The sequence below is a fragment of the Streptomyces diacarni genome (genome assembly GCF_003323715.1).
Classification (GTDB): domain Bacteria; phylum Actinomycetota; class Actinomycetes; order Streptomycetales; family Streptomycetaceae; genus Streptomyces; species Streptomyces diacarni.
On the sequence record NZ_QOIN01000043.1, the window covers coordinates 164,492 to 180,059 of the forward strand.

Below are 15,568 nucleotides of genomic sequence, written 5' to 3' on the forward strand. Positions count from 1 at the left end.
AACGACGATAGCCCGTCCGCGCCCTGGCCGCCCGGCCTGTGGATAACTTTGTAAAATGCCAGGTCAATGACTATTTCGGATCGCGAGCCCGAGGTGTTCGCCGACGCGGTTGACCAACAGCGTCATCTCGTAGGCGACCTGGCCGACGTCGGCCTCGGCGCCGGCGAGGACGCACAGACAGCTGCCGTCGCCCGCGGCCGTCACGAACAGCACGCCCTCGTCGAACTCGATCATCGTCTGGCGTACCCGCCCCGCCTTGAAGTGCTGGCCGCTTCCCTTGGCCAGGCTGTGCAACCCGGAGGAGACCGCGGCCAGATGCTCGGCGTCCTCCCGGTCGAGTTCCTGGCTGCTGCCCGTCACGAGCCCGTCCGTGGAGAGAACCAGCGCGTGCCGGACCGAGGAGATCCGCTTCGTCAGGTCGTCCAGCAACCAGTCAAGTCCCGTGTTCAGTGCCACCCCGCGCCCCCTTTTCCTCGGCATCCGCCGTGCCACCCTTACCCATGAGAGCACCGTCAGCAACCATGAGGTTCGGTTTCGTCGCGCACAGTTACACCCCTGTCGCTCCTGTCACACAGGTATCACCGATCAGGGCGCTCTTCGCTGTCTTTTCGCCTTCGGACCCGGCGCAGAAGACCTCGCGCGGCCTGGAGGTGGGGGCGAGACGCGAAGATGTGGGGATGAGACACGACTCGGCTGACGACCGTGCCGCGGTTCGGGAGTTCTTCACCGAACGCGCCGCACGCTGGGACACCCGGTTCCCCGACGACGGCCCCGCCTACGCCGCGGCAGTCGCCGAGATGGGGCTGCGACCGGGCGATGCCGTCCTCGACGCGGGATGCGGTACCGGAAGGGCACTGCCGGAACTCCGTTCCCGGGCAGGGGCGTCGGGAACGGTACTCGGCGCCGACCTCACCCCGGCGATGCTGGACGAAGTAGCGCGCGCCGGTCGGCAGTCGGCGGCCACCGCCCTGCTGCTCGCGGACGTGGCCCGATTGCCCCTGCGGGACGGCTGCCTCGACGCGGTGTTCGGCGCCGGCCTCATCTCGCATCTCCCGGGTCCTGACAGCGGACTCAGCGAGCTGGCCCGCGTCGTACGTCCGCTCGGGCGCCTGGCGCTCTTCCACCCCTTGGGGCGCGCGGCGCTGGCAGCCCGGCAAGGACGGCAGATCACCCCGCAGGACATCCGGGCCGAGCCGCGCCTGCGACCCCTGCTGGCGGCCACCGGCTGGCGACTGCTCTCGTACGTGGACGAGGACGAGCGGTATCTCGTGCTGGCGGAAAGAGAGCCGGTGTGATCAGCGGCGGCCCAGCACTCCCGCACCGCTTCGGCGTGACGGCGTGACGGCGTGACGGCGTGACGGCGTGACGGCGCACAGGATGCCGGGGGCTCCCCCTCCCCCGCCGCTGACAAGGCCCGGAGCCTCAGCCCGGGAGTTCACCGTGGACGTGCGGGACAGGGCACACGACCGGGCCCGCTCCGCCCTTCACCGGAAAGGTACCGAGGCCGGCTGTCCGGTAGCCCTCGGGATAGCCGGGGTAACTCCTGATCTCCGGATTCTGCCGCGCGTAGTGGGGGCGGCGGCGTGGCGGCAGCAGTCGCACGCTGCGCGCGCGCAGGCGTAGGGCGGTGTGCACCAGGCCGCGGGTGGCCGGGCCCGGTCGTGAGTAACGGAAGACCCGCAGCAGGGAATCGTCCAGCAGGGCCCGGCTCGCGTTTCGCACCAGGGGGCCGAGTGGCCGCGGGTACCAGGAGGCCATCAGGTCGAGCGTGGCGTCGGAGACCCTGCGCCCTCCCTCGCTCCAGCCGAAGTGGGCGTCCTCGTACTCGTCCAGGCATCGCTCGAACTGCGCGTAGGTGCGCGGCACGTCCTTGATGCCCATGTGGCGTCCCAGCGTCCGGTAGTGCTGGGCGACCGCCCGCAGCTCGTGTGCGGTCAAGCGCCGCCAGCCGAAGCGGTCGAGCCAGCGTTTGGGCATCACCACGAAGGTGCACAGTACGTAGCGCATGTCGTCGTTGGAGATGTCGTAGGCACGGTGCATCTGGTTGATCCGCCGGATGGCGCCGCGCCCGTGGACGCTGTCGAAACCGTGCTCGACCACCGCGTCCAGCAGCAGCGCCGTGTCGTCGTAGCGCTTCTGAGACCGGTCGGTGAGCTCCGCTGTCCTGGCCAGCAGGCTGCCGATGCTGGGCACCGCGTAGGTGCGGTACAGCGCGAGTTCGAGAGCGCGCGTCATGTCCCAGGGGAACTCGTAGGCTGCGATCAGCCGGTAGATCTCGTGTGCGTCGTGCTCCGGATCGAGCCGAAGAATGTACCTGAGTCGGTCGTAACGCCGCACGGCGTGCCCCTCTCTGGCGATCGTGGCGTCCGTCCGGCAAGGCCGAGTCTGTTGCGGACGCCCTCCGAAAGCTATGGTCACCGGGACTCGGTAGGAAGGGGAGGCCGTCGGTGGCTGAAGACGAGGATTCGCTCTATGTACTGACTGCCGTGCTGTTGACGCCGGCCCAGTTTCCGAGCGTACTGGGTGACGACTACCCCGCCGCCTGCGAAAGGCTGGGGCTGAAGCCGTTCGCCGAGGGGTACGGGCTCGTCCTGGGCCAGGACCGGGCGGGTGCACGCTGGACGGTGGTGTCCGAGGACGTCACGCAGGTGGCCTGCGCCGTCGCCGCGTGGGACTGCGGTATGGAGTTCGACCTCTCCCCCGAGGAGCGGTACGTCGTGGGCGTACTGCCGGGGTGGCCGCTGGCACTGTCCGTCTCGGCGCCGGGCGTGCCGGAGCCCCACGACCCGGACCAAGAACCGGCGGTAGAGGAAAACGGAACGGTTCTCTGTCCGCCCGACACCTCCGAGTGGGGCCCCGCTCAGCGCCGGCTCGGGGCGGACGAGATCGCGCTCCAGTGGGCGCAGTGGCGGGCTCAGGTCGAAGAGGACGTCGAATTCGTGGAGACGGGAGCAGATCCGGATCCCGAGGTGCGGCGCGTTCTGGAGGAGGTTCGCGCCTACGTGGACACGCCACCGCCGCCCGGACGAATCCGGTCGGCGTTCGCCTCGGGCGAGGCGCGCACACTCCGCGCCGACGGGCCGGGATGGAGCGTCGTGGCGCGCACGGACGACATCGCTTTCGTGCTGCTGGACGAGGCGCCCGGGGAAGTGCGCCCGGTCGGCCGCGGTGAGGAACTGCCGAACCTGCTGTCCGCCCTCGACGGCATCGCCGTACGGCCCGCCGCCTAAGCAGACGGACACCGACCGCCGCCAGGCCTCGGCCCCGTGCATCGCAGCGGACGCGGACGCGCCGTTCACTGAGGACGCGGGCGCGCCACCGCTGAGACGCGGACGCCGCATGGCGGACCGCCCCTCGGCCGCGCGGACTACCGTCCCAGTTCCTTACGGCTGACTCTGCGCAGCCTGCGCCGCTGCGAGGGGTCCAGCGCCAGGTAGGCGACAGCAGGTACGCCGATGATCACCAACAGCGCGATCCAGAACGACGTGAGCCACCACAGGAACAGCCCGACGGCCACACCGCCCACGGCGATCTTGGCTCGGTTGGTCATTGCGATCCCTCCTCCGCACCGGCGGCGCTTCAGGTCGGTCGTGCGCACGATGCCGCCTCTCACCCCATTGAACGCCATTCGGGCCGAACAGGTTCCCTCTCGTCGCCACAGCCGCCTCGGGGATCGCCGCCACAGCCGCCCTTGGAGCAGCCGCTCCATGGTCCGGCTCCGAGTGGGGTATTCTCAGTCACCCCCTTCACTAGTCAAATTTGAAGAGTGCGTCAGCGCAGTGCCAGAGACCCTGGCAAGCCCGTCCTCACCTCCTCGGTTCACCCACTGCGCGGCCGTGTTCACGCCCGCCGACCCACCCCGCCACTCCCGTGTGGCCTTCTGGCATCCGGAGGGCGTCCCGCCGCGCAGCCCGGCCGCTGGGCAAGACGGCGCTTCGAACCCCAGGAGGCCGCAAGCCTGACCGTGCCGACCCCGGAGGGTCTCGATGTCACCGCACCGGCCGTGCCCGCGCTCTTCCTGCCTGTGCACGAGCCCCTCCCCGTCCTGCGGTCCATGGGAGCACGTTGGAGCGCCGAAGGGGCGGACGCGCGGCTGCGTTTCGGGCCGGACGGCCGGTGGTGGTCCTCTCGCAGGCAGCGGGGGCGGTGGTGGCCCGCAGGAGGGACGGAAAGGAGCCCGGCCGAAGCGCTGACAACGGCGCCGGCGCAGGAGGGAGAAGCGGCCGCGAGCGGGGTCTGAACACGCATGTGCCGCCGCCTCGTCGTCGCGAGACGGCGGCACATACGTTGGGGGGTGTTTCAGGCCAGTCCTTCCAGCACCGGGAGGTATCCGCCGGACTGCCCGGCCGCGGTGGGGTGGTAGGACTCGTCCACGGGCAGCGTGACGCTGTGCAGCCACTCGTCGCCCGAGCAGATCTCGTGGCCCGTGAAGGCGGGCCGCACGTCACCGAAGCTGTAGCCGTGGTCGGCGGCGCGCTTGGCGGTGACGTCGTTCAGGTCGTCGGATGCCGCGTTGACGGCAGCACGGGACTTCTCGCTGATTCCCACGCTGCACTCGCCGTCGAGCTTGTACATGTGCGGGTACCCCAGCACCACGACCTTGGCCGACGGCGCCTTGTCGCTGATGGCGTCGTAGACGGCGTCAAGCTTGCCGGGGAGCGTGCCGGCGATGTAGTCGCGGGCCTGCTGCACGCGGGTCAGACAGGCGCTCTCGCCCTGGGTGACACAAGTGGTCATGGCGTCGCCGAAGCCCGCGTCGTTGCCGCCGATGCTGATGCTCACCAGACCGGTGGAGGCGTTGAGGGGCGCGAGTTGACCGGCGAGCACGTCATCGGTGACCGCACCCGAACAGGCCGTGAAGTCGAAGGAGGAGGGGGAGTTGGCGGTGCGCCAGAGCTCGGGGTAGGAGTTGGCGCTCCGCTTGCAGTCGCTCCCGTCGTAGTCCCCGGCGCCCACTCCCGCGGAGTAGGAGTCACCGAGGGCCACATAACCGGTGGCGGCGTTCTCTTCGGCCGATGCGGAGGCCGCACCGGTAAGGGACGACAATCCAAGGAAGACGGCGGCGGCGGTTGCCGTGGACGCCCATCTGCGCAGCTTCATGGGACCTCTCATGGATGGCACGGAAGAAACAGCTGTCACATCAGACGCAGCGGTTTTACCCAGCGCCAGACGTGTCCATGCCACGTATGGAATCCCAACTGCCGCGCGCAGCGGTCGCGTTGATGCGCGAGGGGGCGCGCCACACCCCTTTCACACCAGCGGCTTGTCGAGCTTTTGGTCCTTGCCCGCCGTCAGACTGCAGGTCACGTAGTCGAATCCGTTGCCCACGTTCTCCGCCTTCGGGTACGAGATGAGCGTGCCGCCCACGGTGCCGCTAGGCTGCTCGGCCGCCTTGTCCCGCAGGGAGGAGCGGCAGAGCGAGTCGGCTTTCTGCCGCACCGCGCTGTCGGTGCCGTAGTCACCGGTGATCTTTTTGCGACTGACGACCTCCGCGTCGTGGGGGCTGTCGCAGTCCTTGGTCTCGACCGCTCCCTCACGCTCCTCGGAACGGTCGTAGCAGTCGCCTTCCTGAAGCAGGAAGGACGGCAGCGGCACGTCGCCGGCCCCTTCGTCCGGATCCTCGGACGGGTCGTCCCCTTCGCCCGGGTCCGGGAAGTCGGTGGCGTCGCCGTCGTCCGGGATCTCGGTCGGCTCCTGCGTCTCCGGCTCCGGCTCCGAGGGCGGGGGCGGCTGCGAAGCGGAGGGCTTGCCGTCGGCCGTCTCGTCCTTGTCCGAGTCGCCGCCCGTCAGGTAGATCACGGAAGCGGTGATGAGCGCGAGCGCCACGACGGCCACCGCGACGATCGCGGCGACGGCTCGTCCCCTGTTGCGCCCCGGAGGTGGGGGCGGAGGCGGCCAGCCGCCCGGGGCGGGCGGGCCGAAACCACCGGATCCGGGCGGACCGAAACCGGCCGGCGGCTGCGCGGGAGGCGGTGGGCCGCCCGTCGGCGGCTGACTCGGTGGTGGCGGCATCATCATGACACGCACTCTGTCATGAGGTGCTCACCGTAAGCGATCTGATGAGCCGACAGGCATGCCACGACCGTGCCGGGTGGGAGAGAGAAGGACAGGGTCCATCCGAAACCGAGGAGACGCATGAGCACTTCCTGGTCGTCCGGTCAAGGCGATTCGTCCGTCCCTTCGCCCGTGCCCTACTACGAAGATGTCTCCCCTTCGAGCGGGTGTCTGCCACCGCGCGCGTGGGTGCCTCGTTCCACTGCGCGCCAGATGACGCTGACGGGAGGGAAGTGGAAGTTCCGCCTGTCCCCCACCGCTGCGCAGCACACCGAAGCCTTCGCCGCCCCCGACTTCGACGACACCGCTTGGACTGAGCTGTCCGTACCCTCCCATTGGGTGCTGCACGGACACGGCTCACCGGCGTACACGAACGTCCGCTATCCCTTCCCCCTCGACCCGCCGCATGTGCCCGACGAGAACCCCACCGGAGACCACCGGCACCTCTTCGACCTGCCGGACGCATGGCCGCTGCCCTCCCGCCACGTCGACGGCACGGGCCGCACCGGAGAGACAGCCGCCCACCGCGCCGGAGAGGCCCTGTTGCGTTTCGAGGGCGTCGAATCCTGTGCGCGGGTGTGGCTGAACGGACAGGAACTCGGCAGCTTCCAGGGCTCACGGCTGCCGCACGAGTTCGCCGTGGGACATGTGCTGCGGCCGCGGAACAACCTGTTGGCCGTGCGGGTGCACCAGTGGTCCGCTGGAAGCTACCTGGAGGACCAGGACATGTGGTGGCTGCCCGGCATCTTTCGCGACGTGAGCCTGGTACACCGTCCGGCCGGCGGCCTGGTCGACCACGCCGTACACGCGGACTACGACCACACGACGGGGCGCGGCACCCTGCGCGTGCTCTCCGATCCGCCCGGGAGGGTCACCGTGCCGGAGCTCGGCCTGGACCTGCCCTCGGGCCGGAGCGGAAGCGCGCAGGTCGAGCCGTGGACGGCCGAGACACCGCGCCTCTACGACGCGGAGCTCGCCGTCGGCGAGGAACGGATCGCCCTGCGGATCGGTTTTCGCACCGTCGCCATCGAGGACGGGCTCTTCAAGGTCAACGGACGCAGGATTTTGCTGCGCGGCGTCAATCGGCACGAGTTCCACCCCTCGACCGGCCGTGCGCTCGACCTGGAGACGGCGCGGCACGACCTGGAGCTGATGAAACAGCACAACATCAACGCCGTCCGCACCAGTCACTATCCTCCACACCCCGCTTTCCTCGACCTGTGCGACGAACTGGGCATGTGGGTGGTGGACGAGTGCGACCTGGAGACGCACGGTTTCCTCGCCTTTCCGGACGTACGCAACCCGGTGGACGACGAACGCTGGACGCCCGCCCTGCTCGACAGGGCGGCCAGAACGGTGGAACGGGACAAGAACCACCCCTGTGTGGTCGTCTGGTCCCTGGGCAACGAGTGCGGGAGCGGTGCCGGGCTGACGGCGATGGCCCGCTGGATCCGGCAGCGGGACCCTTCCCGTCCGCTGCACTACGAGGGCGACCACACCTACCCAGACAGCGACTTCCACTCCCGGATGTACGCCTCCCACGCGGAGGTCGAACTCGCCGGGCGGGGCGAGACGCCGTCCACGGGCTCACCGCAGCAGGACGCGCGTCGGCGCACCCTTCCGTTCCTCCTGTGCGAGTACGCGCACGCCATGGGGAACGGACCGGGCGGACTGAGCGAGTACCAGCGCCTCTTCGAGACCTACGAACGCTGCCAGGGCGGTTTCGTGTGGGAGTGGATCGACCACGGACTCGCCCATCGCACCGCAGACGGCCGCTCATCCTTCGCCTACGGAGGCGACTTCGGCGAGGAAGTGCACGACGGCAACTTCGTCTGCGACGGCCTGGTCTTCCCCGACCGGACGCCGTCACCGGGGCTGGCCGAGTACAAGAAAGTCATCGAACCCGTGCGGATCCGCGCCGGATCGGGCCCGGGCAGCGTGCTGATCACGAACCTGTACGACTTCGCGGACCTCGCCCACCTCGCTTTCGCGTGGAGCTACGAGATCGAGGGGGAGCAGATCAGCGGAGGCATGCTGCCGCAGCCAGGAAGACCCGTCCTTCCCGGAGGCTCGGCGGAACTCCCCCTCCCCGCCGCCCCGGAGACCGGGCGGTCCGGCGAGGCCTGGTGGACCGTACGCGCCGTCCTGGCCCGGGAGACCGACTGGGCGCCACGCGGCCATCCCGTCGCCTGGGGACAGGTACCCGCCGCCGCGCCGCGCAGAGCCACGGCCGGGGACGTCCCCTCCGTCCCCGCGGTGCCCCGCAGGCTGGAGGAGTCCGCGGACCCGCCCACGCAGGCCCCTGCCGGACGCGTCCGGCAGGGGCCTGGAATCTTCGCCTCCGACAACGGCGTCCTGCTGCGCTTGGGCGGCATCCCGCTGACCGGCCCGCGGCTTGACGTGTGGCGGGCGACCACGGACAACGACGACGGGGCCGACTTCCTCACGGATGCCCGTGTAGGGCCCATGTGGCGCCGCCACGGCCTGCACCGCATGCGGCACCGCACGGAGGCCGTGGAACTCACTCCCGAGGCTCTCGTCGTCCGTTCACGGGTCGCCCCCGCCTCCTCCTCGCTGGGCCTGCGCACCGTCTACCGCTGGACGGGCACGCTCGACCGGCTGCGACTCACCGTGACGGTCACGCCGGAGGGCCCGTGGGACTGCCCGCTGCCCCGGCTGGGCCTACGCCTCGGGCTTCCGGCGGCCTACGGCTGCGCGACCTGGTTCGGTGGCGGCCCTGGCGAGGGTTATCCGGACACGTCGGCTGCCGCCCGGGTGGGCCGGTGGAGTAGCACCGTGGACGGACTGCAGACCCCCTACGTACGTCCGCAGGAGAACGGCGCGCGTCCGTACGTCCGCTGGGCCGAGCTCCGGCGCGGCCCGACGGGAGGGGGTCTGCGCGTCGAGGCGGACGGCGGTACGTGCTGGTTCACGGCGCGCCGCTGGACGAGCGAGCACCTGGACGCCGCACAGCACACCACGGGCCTCGTCCCCGGGCAGACCGTGTGGGTCAACCTCGACCACGCGATGCACGGCATCGGATCCCAGTCGTGCGGACCCGGAGTGCTCGCCCAGCATCAGCTGACGGTGGCGCCCGCACGGTTCTCCTTCACCTTCCGTGAGGTGAGCGCGACGGGAGAGAGCTGACCGTGGCCGCTGTGCGGGCTGTCACTTGAGGCCGACGCCCGCGTAGGCCATGTACCGGGGCAGCGCGTCGGCGCCCGGCAACGCACCGTCCGGGCGCCACAGCGGTACCTGAACCAGCCCCGGGTCGAGCAGGTCGAAGCCCGCGAAGAAGGGAAGCACTTCCTCGTAGCTGCGGATGCGGGCGCTGACCGTCGACTCGCTGTCGTACACGCCGGTGGCCTTGTTGACGGCCGAACCGCCTCCGAAGTCCGGGGAGCCATGGCTGAGGATCAGACAGCTGCCGGCGGGCAGCGACTCGGTCAGCGACGCGACGATGCCGGCGGGGTCCTCGTCGTCCCTGAGGAAGTGCAGGACGGCGAGGAGCATCAGCGCGACCGGCTGGTCGAAATCGATGAGCTGCCGGGTGACGGGATGGTCCAGGATGCCCTTGGGGTCGCGGATGTCCGCCAGGACGAAACCGGCGTCGCCGGAGTGCGTCAGCTTCGCGTCGGCGTAGGTCGCGACGATCGGGTCGTTGTCCGCGTAGACCACCCGTACGTCGGAACGGACGTCGCGGGCGACCTCGTGGGTGTTGGGCGAAGTCGGGATGCCGGTGCCGATGTCGATGATCTGCCGGATACCGTGCTCGGCCACGACGGTGCGCACAGCGCGGTGCATGAAGTCGCGGTTGCCCCGTGCGGTCTCCCGGATGCCGGGGAGGGCGTCCAGCACGCGCCGGGCCGCACGCTGGTCGGCCTCGTAGTTGTCCTTGCCTCCCAGGTAGTAGTCGTACATCCGGGCCGGATGCGGGGTGGTGGTGTCTATCAGCTCCGGGCTGAATCCGGCGTCGGACACGCTCTTCTCCGTCTCGTTCTGTTCTGTCGGCACGTGCTTCTTCACCGAGTGTCGACCTCGGTCACGGGCGGAGCCTGGGCCGGGCTCGCTTCTCGTCGCCGCCGGCCTGGGCCCTCCCGCGGGCCTGGCGGGGGTCAGGCCACCAGGAAGTCGGCTTCGCCCGCCTTCGCCGCCTGGATGAGCCCGGAGATGTCGCTGCGGCTGCAGATGAGTGCGGGGCCGTCGGGATCGGTGGACTGGCGCAGCGCCACCCGCCCGTCCGCGAGCTCCAGCGCTTCCACACAGCTGCCTCCGTTCCCTCCGCTCCAGGGCTTGCGCCAGCCCTCGCTGCCGAGGTGTGCCGCGGGCATCCCGTTGTAGATACGACCCATGGTTCAGATCTCCTTGCGCAGGGCACTCAGGACCGCCCGGGTCCGCGCCACCGGCACGGCCTGGGCACTCATCCGGTCCACCGCCTCGAGGAACATGCTGACGTCGTCCCGCTGGTCGAAGTAGACCGCGCCCACCAGGCTCTCGGCACACACCATGTCGGGCAGCTCGTCGAGGGGGAACCGGAAGAGGTGGAAGGGCCCGTACATGGCCGGATGCGGTCCCGCGCTGAAGGGCATGATCTGCAGCGCGACGTTCGGCCTTTCGATGGCCCTCAGAAGGTGGTCGATCTGCTCGCGCATCACCTCGGGCCCGCCGAGGTGGCGCCGCAGGACCGTCTCGTCGATCACACTCCACAGCAGCGGCGGATCCGTCTCGCGGGTCAGCACCGTCTGGCGCTCCATGCGCAGCGCCACGCCGCGCTTGATCTCGCCTTCCGGCGCGTGCGGCATACCGGCGCGCAGGACGGCTCTGGCGTAGCTCTCGGTCTGCAGGAGACCGGGTACGTAGTGCGGCTCGTAGGAGCGGATGACTTCGGACTCGCTCTCCAGGCTCACGAAGACGCTGAACCACTCGGGCAGCACGTCGCGGTAGCGGTGCCACCAGCCGGGCTGGTTGGCCTCCCGGGCGAGCGAGACGAAGCCGTCTATCTCCTCCTGCTCGGTCACCCCGTAGGTGCGCAGCAGTTTCTCCACGTAGGGGACTTTGAGGCCGACCTCGGCCTTCTCCATCCGGCGGATGGTGGCGTGGGTGACGTCGAGGGCTCTTCCGGCCTGCTCGAAAGTCACTCCCGCGCGCTCCCGCAGGTGCTGCAGCCTCTTGCCCAGCACCACACGCAGCACGGTGGGCGCTCCGCCGCCCGTCCGTGAATCCGCCACAGCCGCTCCCCTCCAACTGACGTCGTCAGGGGGAAGTTTGGCATGTGCCCGCCCGCATGCACACCCTGTCATCCACACTTCTGCAATTAACAGATTGATCCTTGCCATACGCGAGTGACGAACCGCATAGTGGAGCCGTGGCTGCCCCCCATGACGCCCTGCCCTTAAACCACCGACCGAGCGGCTTGCCGACGACTCGTCCACTGCGCGACGCGTTCCACTTGCCGGCACGGGACACCTCCGTCGCCGTCGCCCGCGCCCGCGTACTGGAGAGACTCCGGGAGTGGTACGTCGACGATGAGTCGAGTGCCGACGCCCAGCTGTTGATGTCGGAGCTGTTCACCAACGCGGTGCGCCACACGGACAGCGAGAAGGTCAGCTGCGAGCTGTGGGTGATCGGCGTGCGTCTGCGCCTCGAGGTCACGGACGAGGGCGGAGCAGACTCGGCGGCGCGCGTCGAGCGCGCGGTCGTTCCCCGGCCGGGGGACGGCGAGGGCGAGAGCGGAAGAGGCCTGCTGCTGGTGAGCGTGCTCGCCGACGACTGGGGAATACGCAAGGCTCAGACGGGCGGCTCCGACCTGGTGACCGGGCACGCCGTGTGGGCCGAGCTGGAATGCAACAGGACACAGAGCTGACCCCCCGAACGCCCGGACACTTTGCCGCACGGCACGTTTCCGCACCGCACGCACCACTGACACAGCCCGTGAGCGATGGCAGGATGCACGGCACTTACCGGCCATGATCGGGCTCTATTGCCGACCTGTCCCCTCGTGGAGGCGCTGTGTCCGCACGATCCGTGCCAAGGCAACGGAACGGGATGTCCCGGCTATCCCTGACAGCGGCGCTGACAGCCGCCGTACTCGCGGCGGTCACCGCCTGCACCAGCACGAAGACCACCGCGGGCAACGGGGACGAGGTGGAACTCGTGCACTCGGGCAAGCTCACCACCTGCACGCACCTGCCCTACATGCCCTTCCAGTACAAGAAGGGCAAAGAGGTCGTCGGGTTCGACGTCGACCTGGTCGATCTGATCGCCAAGGACCTCGACGTCGAGCAGGAGATCGTGGACACCCCCTTCGAGGGCATCCAGACCGGCGAGGACCTGAACGCGAGCAAGTGCGACCTGGCCGCCGCGGGCATGACCATCACGTCCGTACGCGAGAAGAACCTCGACTTCTCCCGCCCCTACTTCGAGGCGACACAGGCCCTTTTGGTCAAGAAGGGCGCGGAGTACGACTCTCTCGACGACCTCGAGGGCAAGAAGCTGGGTGTCCAGCAGTCCACCACGGGTGAGGAGTACGCCAAGAAGCACGCCGACGGCGCCAAGACGGTCCAGTTCGAGGACCTCGGCCTGCTTCTGCCGACCGGGTGATCTTCATGGACGGCGGTGTCGTCGTCGAGGAGGGACCACCGGAGCAGGTGGTGACCGACCCGCGGCACGCGCGCACCCGCGCCTTCCTCGCCCGGGTTCTCGACCCCGCCGCCGCGGACGTGCTGGAGCACGAGTCGCACCCCTCCCCGCAGCAGCCGTCGACGCCCACGAACCTGGCGGCGGAACCGAAGGAGGGCCCCGGCGAGCCCCCGTGAGGCGAAGCTCCATGCCGCCATGGCGGGGAATGCCTCCGTCCGCTGCGTCTGGGAGGGCAGGCTGTCAGACCCTCCCTCTACATTCGTAAGCCACACCGACTTCGCGTGTTCACCGGTGCCCTCGGGCGACCGGAGCGGACGAAAGGCATGGAAGATGGCAGACAGCCCCCGCACAGCGGACGCTCCAGCGGACCGGCCGCTCGGCAGCGCCGAAGAACTGCTGGAGCAGGCGAAGCCGTACCGCACCGAGCTGCTGGCACACTGCTACCGCATGCTGGGCTCGGTGCACGACGCCGAGGACCTGGTGCAGGACACCTACCTGCGCGCGTGGCGGGCAGGCGACCGCTTCGAGGGAAGGTCCTCGCTGCGCACGTGGCTCTACCGCATCGCCACCAACGCCTGCCTGACGGCGATCGAGCAGCGGGGACGCCGCCCGATGCCCTCCGGACTCGGTGCGCCCACCGACGATCCGGAACGTCCGGTGACCGAAGCGCCGGAAGTGCCCTGGCTGGAGCCGATCCCGGACGCGATGTTCACGGGTTCCTCGGGCCCCACGGACCCCGCCTCGGTCGTGGTGCACCGCTCTTCCATGCGGTTGGCGCTGGTGGCGGCTCTCCAGCATCTTCCGGCCAGGCAGCGTGCCGTCCTCCTGCTGCGGGACGTCCTCAAGTGGCGGGCCGCCGAGGTCGCCGAGCTGCTCGACACCACGACGGCGAGCGTGAACAGCGCGCTGCAGCGGGCCCGCGCCCACCTGGAGCAGGCCGCCCCCGTGGAGGAGGAGCTGTCCGAGCCCACGGATCCGGCCTCGCGTGAACTTCTGGACCGCTACGCGGCGGCGTTCGAGCGCTCCGACGTGACCGCCATCGTCGATCTGTTCAAGGAAGACGCCGTCTGGGAGATGCCTCCCTTCGCGCAGTGGTTCCGTGGCCGGGAGAACGTCGTCCGGCTCATCGGCGCCCAGTGCCCGATCCCCCGCGACGCGGGCCTCATGCTGCCGACCACGGCGAACGGCCAGCCCGCCTTCGGCCTCTACAGCCTGCACGAGGACGGCAACTACCGGCCGTTCCACCTCCAGGTGCTCACCCTGCGGGACGGGCAGGTCGCCCATGTGGGGGCGTTCTTCGGCGACGGACTCTTCCCGCTCTTCGGTCTGCCGGAAACCGTGACCGCGCAGGAGGCCGCCGCCCGGCGCTGAGGCGCCGGGCGGTGCCGCCCGTACCGAACCGTCCGAGTCGAGAACGGGCGGCGCCCGGCGTGACCGAAAACGGACGACTCCCGGCGAGGCAGGGGCTCCTCAGCTCCGAAAGAGCGGCTCGTGCGCCCGGACGAGTGGCTCCTCGATCCCGGGCGCGCGGCTCTCCGCCGGATGGTGCGGCGCTGCGTCAAGGAGGAAGGCGGGTGTCAGACGCCCAGCAGGTGGTCCATCGCGAGTTGGTCGAGGTGCTCGAAGGCCATGCCGCGGTCTGCCGCCGCGGTCACGTCGAAGTCCTCGAAGGCGGTACGGTCGGCCAGCAGCGCACCGGCCGTCTCGCCCGGTTCGAGCGTGGGCCGGGACAGCTCGTCCAGCCTGGACTGGCGCAACGCCTCCTGCACCGCGGGGTCGGCACGGAACGCCGCGGCACGCTCGCGCAGGATGAGGTAGTTGCGCATGCAACCGGCGGCCGAGGCCCACACTCCGGCGGTGTCCTCGGTGCGCGGCGGCTTGAAGTCGAAATGCCGCGGTCCTTCGTACCCGCCGCGCTCCAGCAGGTCCACGAGCCAGAAGGCGGCACGCAGATCGCCCGCTCCGAAACGCAGGTCCTGGTCGTACTTGATGCCTGACTGGCCGTTGAGGTCGAGGTGGAAGAGCTTGCCCGCCCACATGGCCTGCGCGATGGCGTGCGGGTAGTTGAGCCCGGCCATCTGTTCGTGTCCGACCTCGGGGTTGACGCCGAAGAGCTCGGGGCGGTCCAGCCGTTCGAGGAAGGCGAGGGCGTGGCCGACCGTGGGCAGCAGGATGTCACCGCGCGGCTCGTTGGGTTTCGGTTCGATCGCGAAGCGGAGGCCGTAGCCCTGTTCGGTGACGTACTGGGCCAGCAGGTCGAAGGCTTCCTTCATCCGGTCGAGAGCGGCCCTGATGTCCTTGGCGGCTCCCGACTCGGCGCCCTCCCTGCCGCCCCAGGCGACGTAGGTGCTCGCGCCGAGCTCCGCCGCCAGGTCGATGTTCCGCATGGTCTTACGCAGGGCGTAGCGCCGCACATCGCGGTCGTTCGCGGTGAAGGCACCGTCCTTGAAGACCGGGTGGGTGAACAGGTTGGTCGTCGCCATGGGCACGGTCATGCCCGTCGTGTCGAGTGCCTGCCGGAACCGCTTGATGTGCGCGGCGCGTTCGGCCTGGGTCGCCTCGAAGGGGATGAGATCGTCGTCGTGGAAGGTCACGCCGTAGGCGCCGAGTTCGGCGAGGCGGTTCACCGCCTCGGCGGGGTCGAGCGGCGCGCGGGTGGCATCGCCGAACGGGTCGCGTCCCTGCCAGCCGACCGTCCACAGGCCGAAGCTGAACTTGTCCTCGGGTACGGGCTCGTAGCTCATCTGCTGTCCTCTCCCGCGCCTTGTCAGGCCCGTGTACACGTGTGTCCGTCCGCGGCACGCCCCGCCCGGCGGGAGCGGCGTTCCACGACGGCCGTAACGAGGGGGTGACGGGTCTGAGCAGTGCCGCGCAC

General features: G+C 69.8%; 15 protein-coding genes and 1 pseudogene. 7 read left to right on the forward strand and 9 right to left on the reverse strand.

The window, feature by feature from the left end:
- Nucleotides 1-63 precede the first annotated feature (63 nt).
- Nucleotides 64-456 (reverse strand): roadblock/LC7 domain-containing protein, encoded by a 393-nt coding sequence (locus tag DTL70_RS14770; RefSeq protein ID WP_114014870.1) that lies wholly within the window; start codon nucleotides 454-456, stop codon nucleotides 64-66.
- Between the two features lie 221 nt (nucleotides 457-677).
- On the opposite strand from DTL70_RS14770, the gene DTL70_RS14775 reads away from it, so the two are divergent.
- Nucleotides 678-1,295, forward strand: a complete 618-nt coding sequence (locus tag DTL70_RS14775; RefSeq protein ID WP_114022381.1) for a class I SAM-dependent methyltransferase — start codon at nucleotides 678-680, stop codon at nucleotides 1,293-1,295.
- A 127-nt stretch (nucleotides 1,296-1,422) separates the two neighbouring features.
- Here DTL70_RS14775 and DTL70_RS14780 read toward each other — a convergent pair whose 3' ends face one another.
- Nucleotides 1,423-2,337 carry an oxygenase MpaB family protein gene (locus tag DTL70_RS14780; RefSeq protein WP_114022382.1) on the reverse strand — a complete coding sequence of 305 codons (915 nt, stop codon included), beginning with the start codon at nucleotides 2,335-2,337 and terminating at the stop codon, nucleotides 1,423-1,425.
- A gap of 110 nt (nucleotides 2,338-2,447) precedes the next feature.
- On the opposite strand from DTL70_RS14780, the gene DTL70_RS14785 reads away from it, so the two are divergent.
- Nucleotides 2,448-3,230, forward strand: a complete 783-nt coding sequence (locus DTL70_RS14785) for a hypothetical protein (RefSeq protein WP_114022383.1) — start codon at nucleotides 2,448-2,450, stop codon at nucleotides 3,228-3,230.
- Nucleotides 3,231-3,367: 137 nt separating this feature from the next.
- Here the strand turns inward: DTL70_RS14785 and DTL70_RS14790 are convergent, their stop codons facing one another.
- The 3 genes from DTL70_RS14790 to DTL70_RS14800 form a co-directional block, all read right to left on the reverse strand.
- Nucleotides 3,368-3,550 carry a hypothetical protein gene (locus tag DTL70_RS14790; protein ID WP_114022384.1) on the reverse strand — a complete coding sequence of 61 codons (183 nt, stop codon included), beginning with the start codon at nucleotides 3,548-3,550 and terminating at the stop codon, nucleotides 3,368-3,370.
- A 749-nt stretch (nucleotides 3,551-4,299) separates the two neighbouring features.
- Nucleotides 4,300-5,100 (reverse strand): SGNH/GDSL hydrolase family protein, encoded by an 801-nt coding sequence (locus DTL70_RS14795; protein ID WP_114022385.1) that lies wholly within the window; start codon nucleotides 5,098-5,100, stop codon nucleotides 4,300-4,302.
- A 150-nt stretch (nucleotides 5,101-5,250) separates the two neighbouring features.
- On the reverse strand, nucleotides 5,251-5,826 hold the full coding sequence (locus tag DTL70_RS14800) for a hypothetical protein (RefSeq protein WP_245979375.1): 576 nt from the start codon (nucleotides 5,824-5,826) through the stop codon (nucleotides 5,251-5,253).
- Nucleotides 5,827-6,135: 309 nt separating this feature from the next.
- On the opposite strand from DTL70_RS14800, the gene DTL70_RS14805 reads away from it, so the two are divergent.
- Nucleotides 6,136-9,201 carry a glycoside hydrolase family 2 TIM barrel-domain containing protein gene (locus DTL70_RS14805; protein WP_114022386.1) on the forward strand — a complete coding sequence of 1,022 codons (3,066 nt, stop codon included), beginning with the start codon at nucleotides 6,136-6,138 and terminating at the stop codon, nucleotides 9,199-9,201.
- 21 nt (nucleotides 9,202-9,222) lie between these two features.
- Here DTL70_RS14805 and DTL70_RS14810 read toward each other — a convergent pair whose 3' ends face one another.
- The 3 genes from DTL70_RS14810 to DTL70_RS14820 form a co-directional block, all read right to left on the reverse strand.
- Nucleotides 9,223-10,068, reverse strand: coding sequence for an SAM-dependent methyltransferase (locus tag DTL70_RS14810; RefSeq protein ID WP_245979376.1), 846 nt, complete (start codon nucleotides 10,066-10,068; stop codon nucleotides 9,223-9,225).
- Nucleotides 10,069-10,169: 101 nt separating this feature from the next.
- The gene (locus tag DTL70_RS14815; RefSeq protein ID WP_114022387.1) at nucleotides 10,170-10,406 is read right to left on the reverse strand and encodes a DUF397 domain-containing protein; all 237 of its coding nucleotides are present in this window, start codon (nucleotides 10,404-10,406) and stop codon (nucleotides 10,170-10,172) included.
- Between the two features lie 3 nt (nucleotides 10,407-10,409).
- A complete protein-coding gene (locus DTL70_RS14820; protein ID WP_114014882.1) occupies nucleotides 10,410-11,282 on the reverse strand; it encodes a helix-turn-helix domain-containing protein in 873 nt (290 codons plus the stop codon).
- A gap of 185 nt (nucleotides 11,283-11,467) precedes the next feature.
- On the opposite strand from DTL70_RS14820, the gene DTL70_RS14825 reads away from it, so the two are divergent.
- The 4 genes and pseudogenes from DTL70_RS14825 (at nucleotide 11,468) to DTL70_RS14840 (ending at nucleotide 14,064) form a co-directional block, all read left to right on the forward strand.
- A complete protein-coding gene (locus DTL70_RS14825; RefSeq protein WP_245979377.1) occupies nucleotides 11,468-11,917 on the forward strand; it encodes an ATP-binding protein in 450 nt (149 codons plus the stop codon).
- Nucleotides 11,918-12,099: 182 nt separating this feature from the next.
- Nucleotides 12,100-12,654 (forward strand): ABC transporter substrate-binding protein, encoded by a 555-nt coding sequence (locus DTL70_RS14830; protein ID WP_425470366.1) that lies wholly within the window; start codon nucleotides 12,100-12,102, stop codon nucleotides 12,652-12,654.
- Nucleotides 12,642-12,869: pseudogene (locus DTL70_RS34275) on the forward strand (amino acid ABC transporter ATP-binding protein); the annotation flags it as partial. The gene DTL70_RS14830 and the pseudogene DTL70_RS34275, both read left to right, overlap by 13 nt.
- A gap of 154 nt (nucleotides 12,870-13,023) precedes the next feature.
- On the forward strand, nucleotides 13,024-14,064 hold the full coding sequence (locus tag DTL70_RS14840) for a sigma-70 family RNA polymerase sigma factor (RefSeq protein ID WP_114022389.1): 1,041 nt from the start codon (nucleotides 13,024-13,026) through the stop codon (nucleotides 14,062-14,064).
- Between the two features lie 206 nt (nucleotides 14,065-14,270).
- Here the strand turns inward: DTL70_RS14840 and xylA are convergent, their stop codons facing one another.
- Nucleotides 14,271-15,437, reverse strand: a complete 1,167-nt coding sequence (xylA, locus tag DTL70_RS14845; protein WP_114022390.1) for a xylose isomerase — start codon at nucleotides 15,435-15,437, stop codon at nucleotides 14,271-14,273.
- Nucleotides 15,438-15,568 lie beyond the last annotated feature (131 nt).

Excerpts from the sequence above, each read along its gene's own strand:
- DTL70_RS14775 (WP_114022381.1), top strand. The coding sequence starts at position 678 with ATGAGACACGACTCGGCTGACGACCGTGCCGCGGTTCGGGAGTTCTTC.
- DTL70_RS14790 (WP_114022384.1), bottom strand. The coding sequence starts at position 3,550 with ATGACCAACCGAGCCAAGATCGCCGTGGGCGGTGTGGCCGTCGGGCTG.
- DTL70_RS14795 (WP_114022385.1), bottom strand. The coding sequence starts at position 5,100 with ATGAAGCTGCGCAGATGGGCGTCCACGGCAACCGCCGCCGCCGTCTTC.
- DTL70_RS14805 (WP_114022386.1), top strand. The coding sequence starts at position 6,136 with ATGAGCACTTCCTGGTCGTCCGGTCAAGGCGATTCGTCCGTCCCTTCG.
- DTL70_RS14815 (WP_114022387.1), bottom strand. The coding sequence starts at position 10,406 with ATGGGTCGTATCTACAACGGGATGCCCGCGGCACACCTCGGCAGCGAG.
- DTL70_RS14830 (WP_425470366.1), top strand. The coding sequence starts at position 12,100 with ATGTCCCGGCTATCCCTGACAGCGGCGCTGACAGCCGCCGTACTCGCG.
- DTL70_RS14840 (WP_114022389.1), top strand. The coding sequence starts at position 13,024 with ATGGCAGACAGCCCCCGCACAGCGGACGCTCCAGCGGACCGGCCGCTC.
- xylA (WP_114022390.1), bottom strand. The coding sequence starts at position 15,437 with ATGAGCTACGAGCCCGTACCCGAGGACAAGTTCAGCTTCGGCCTGTGG.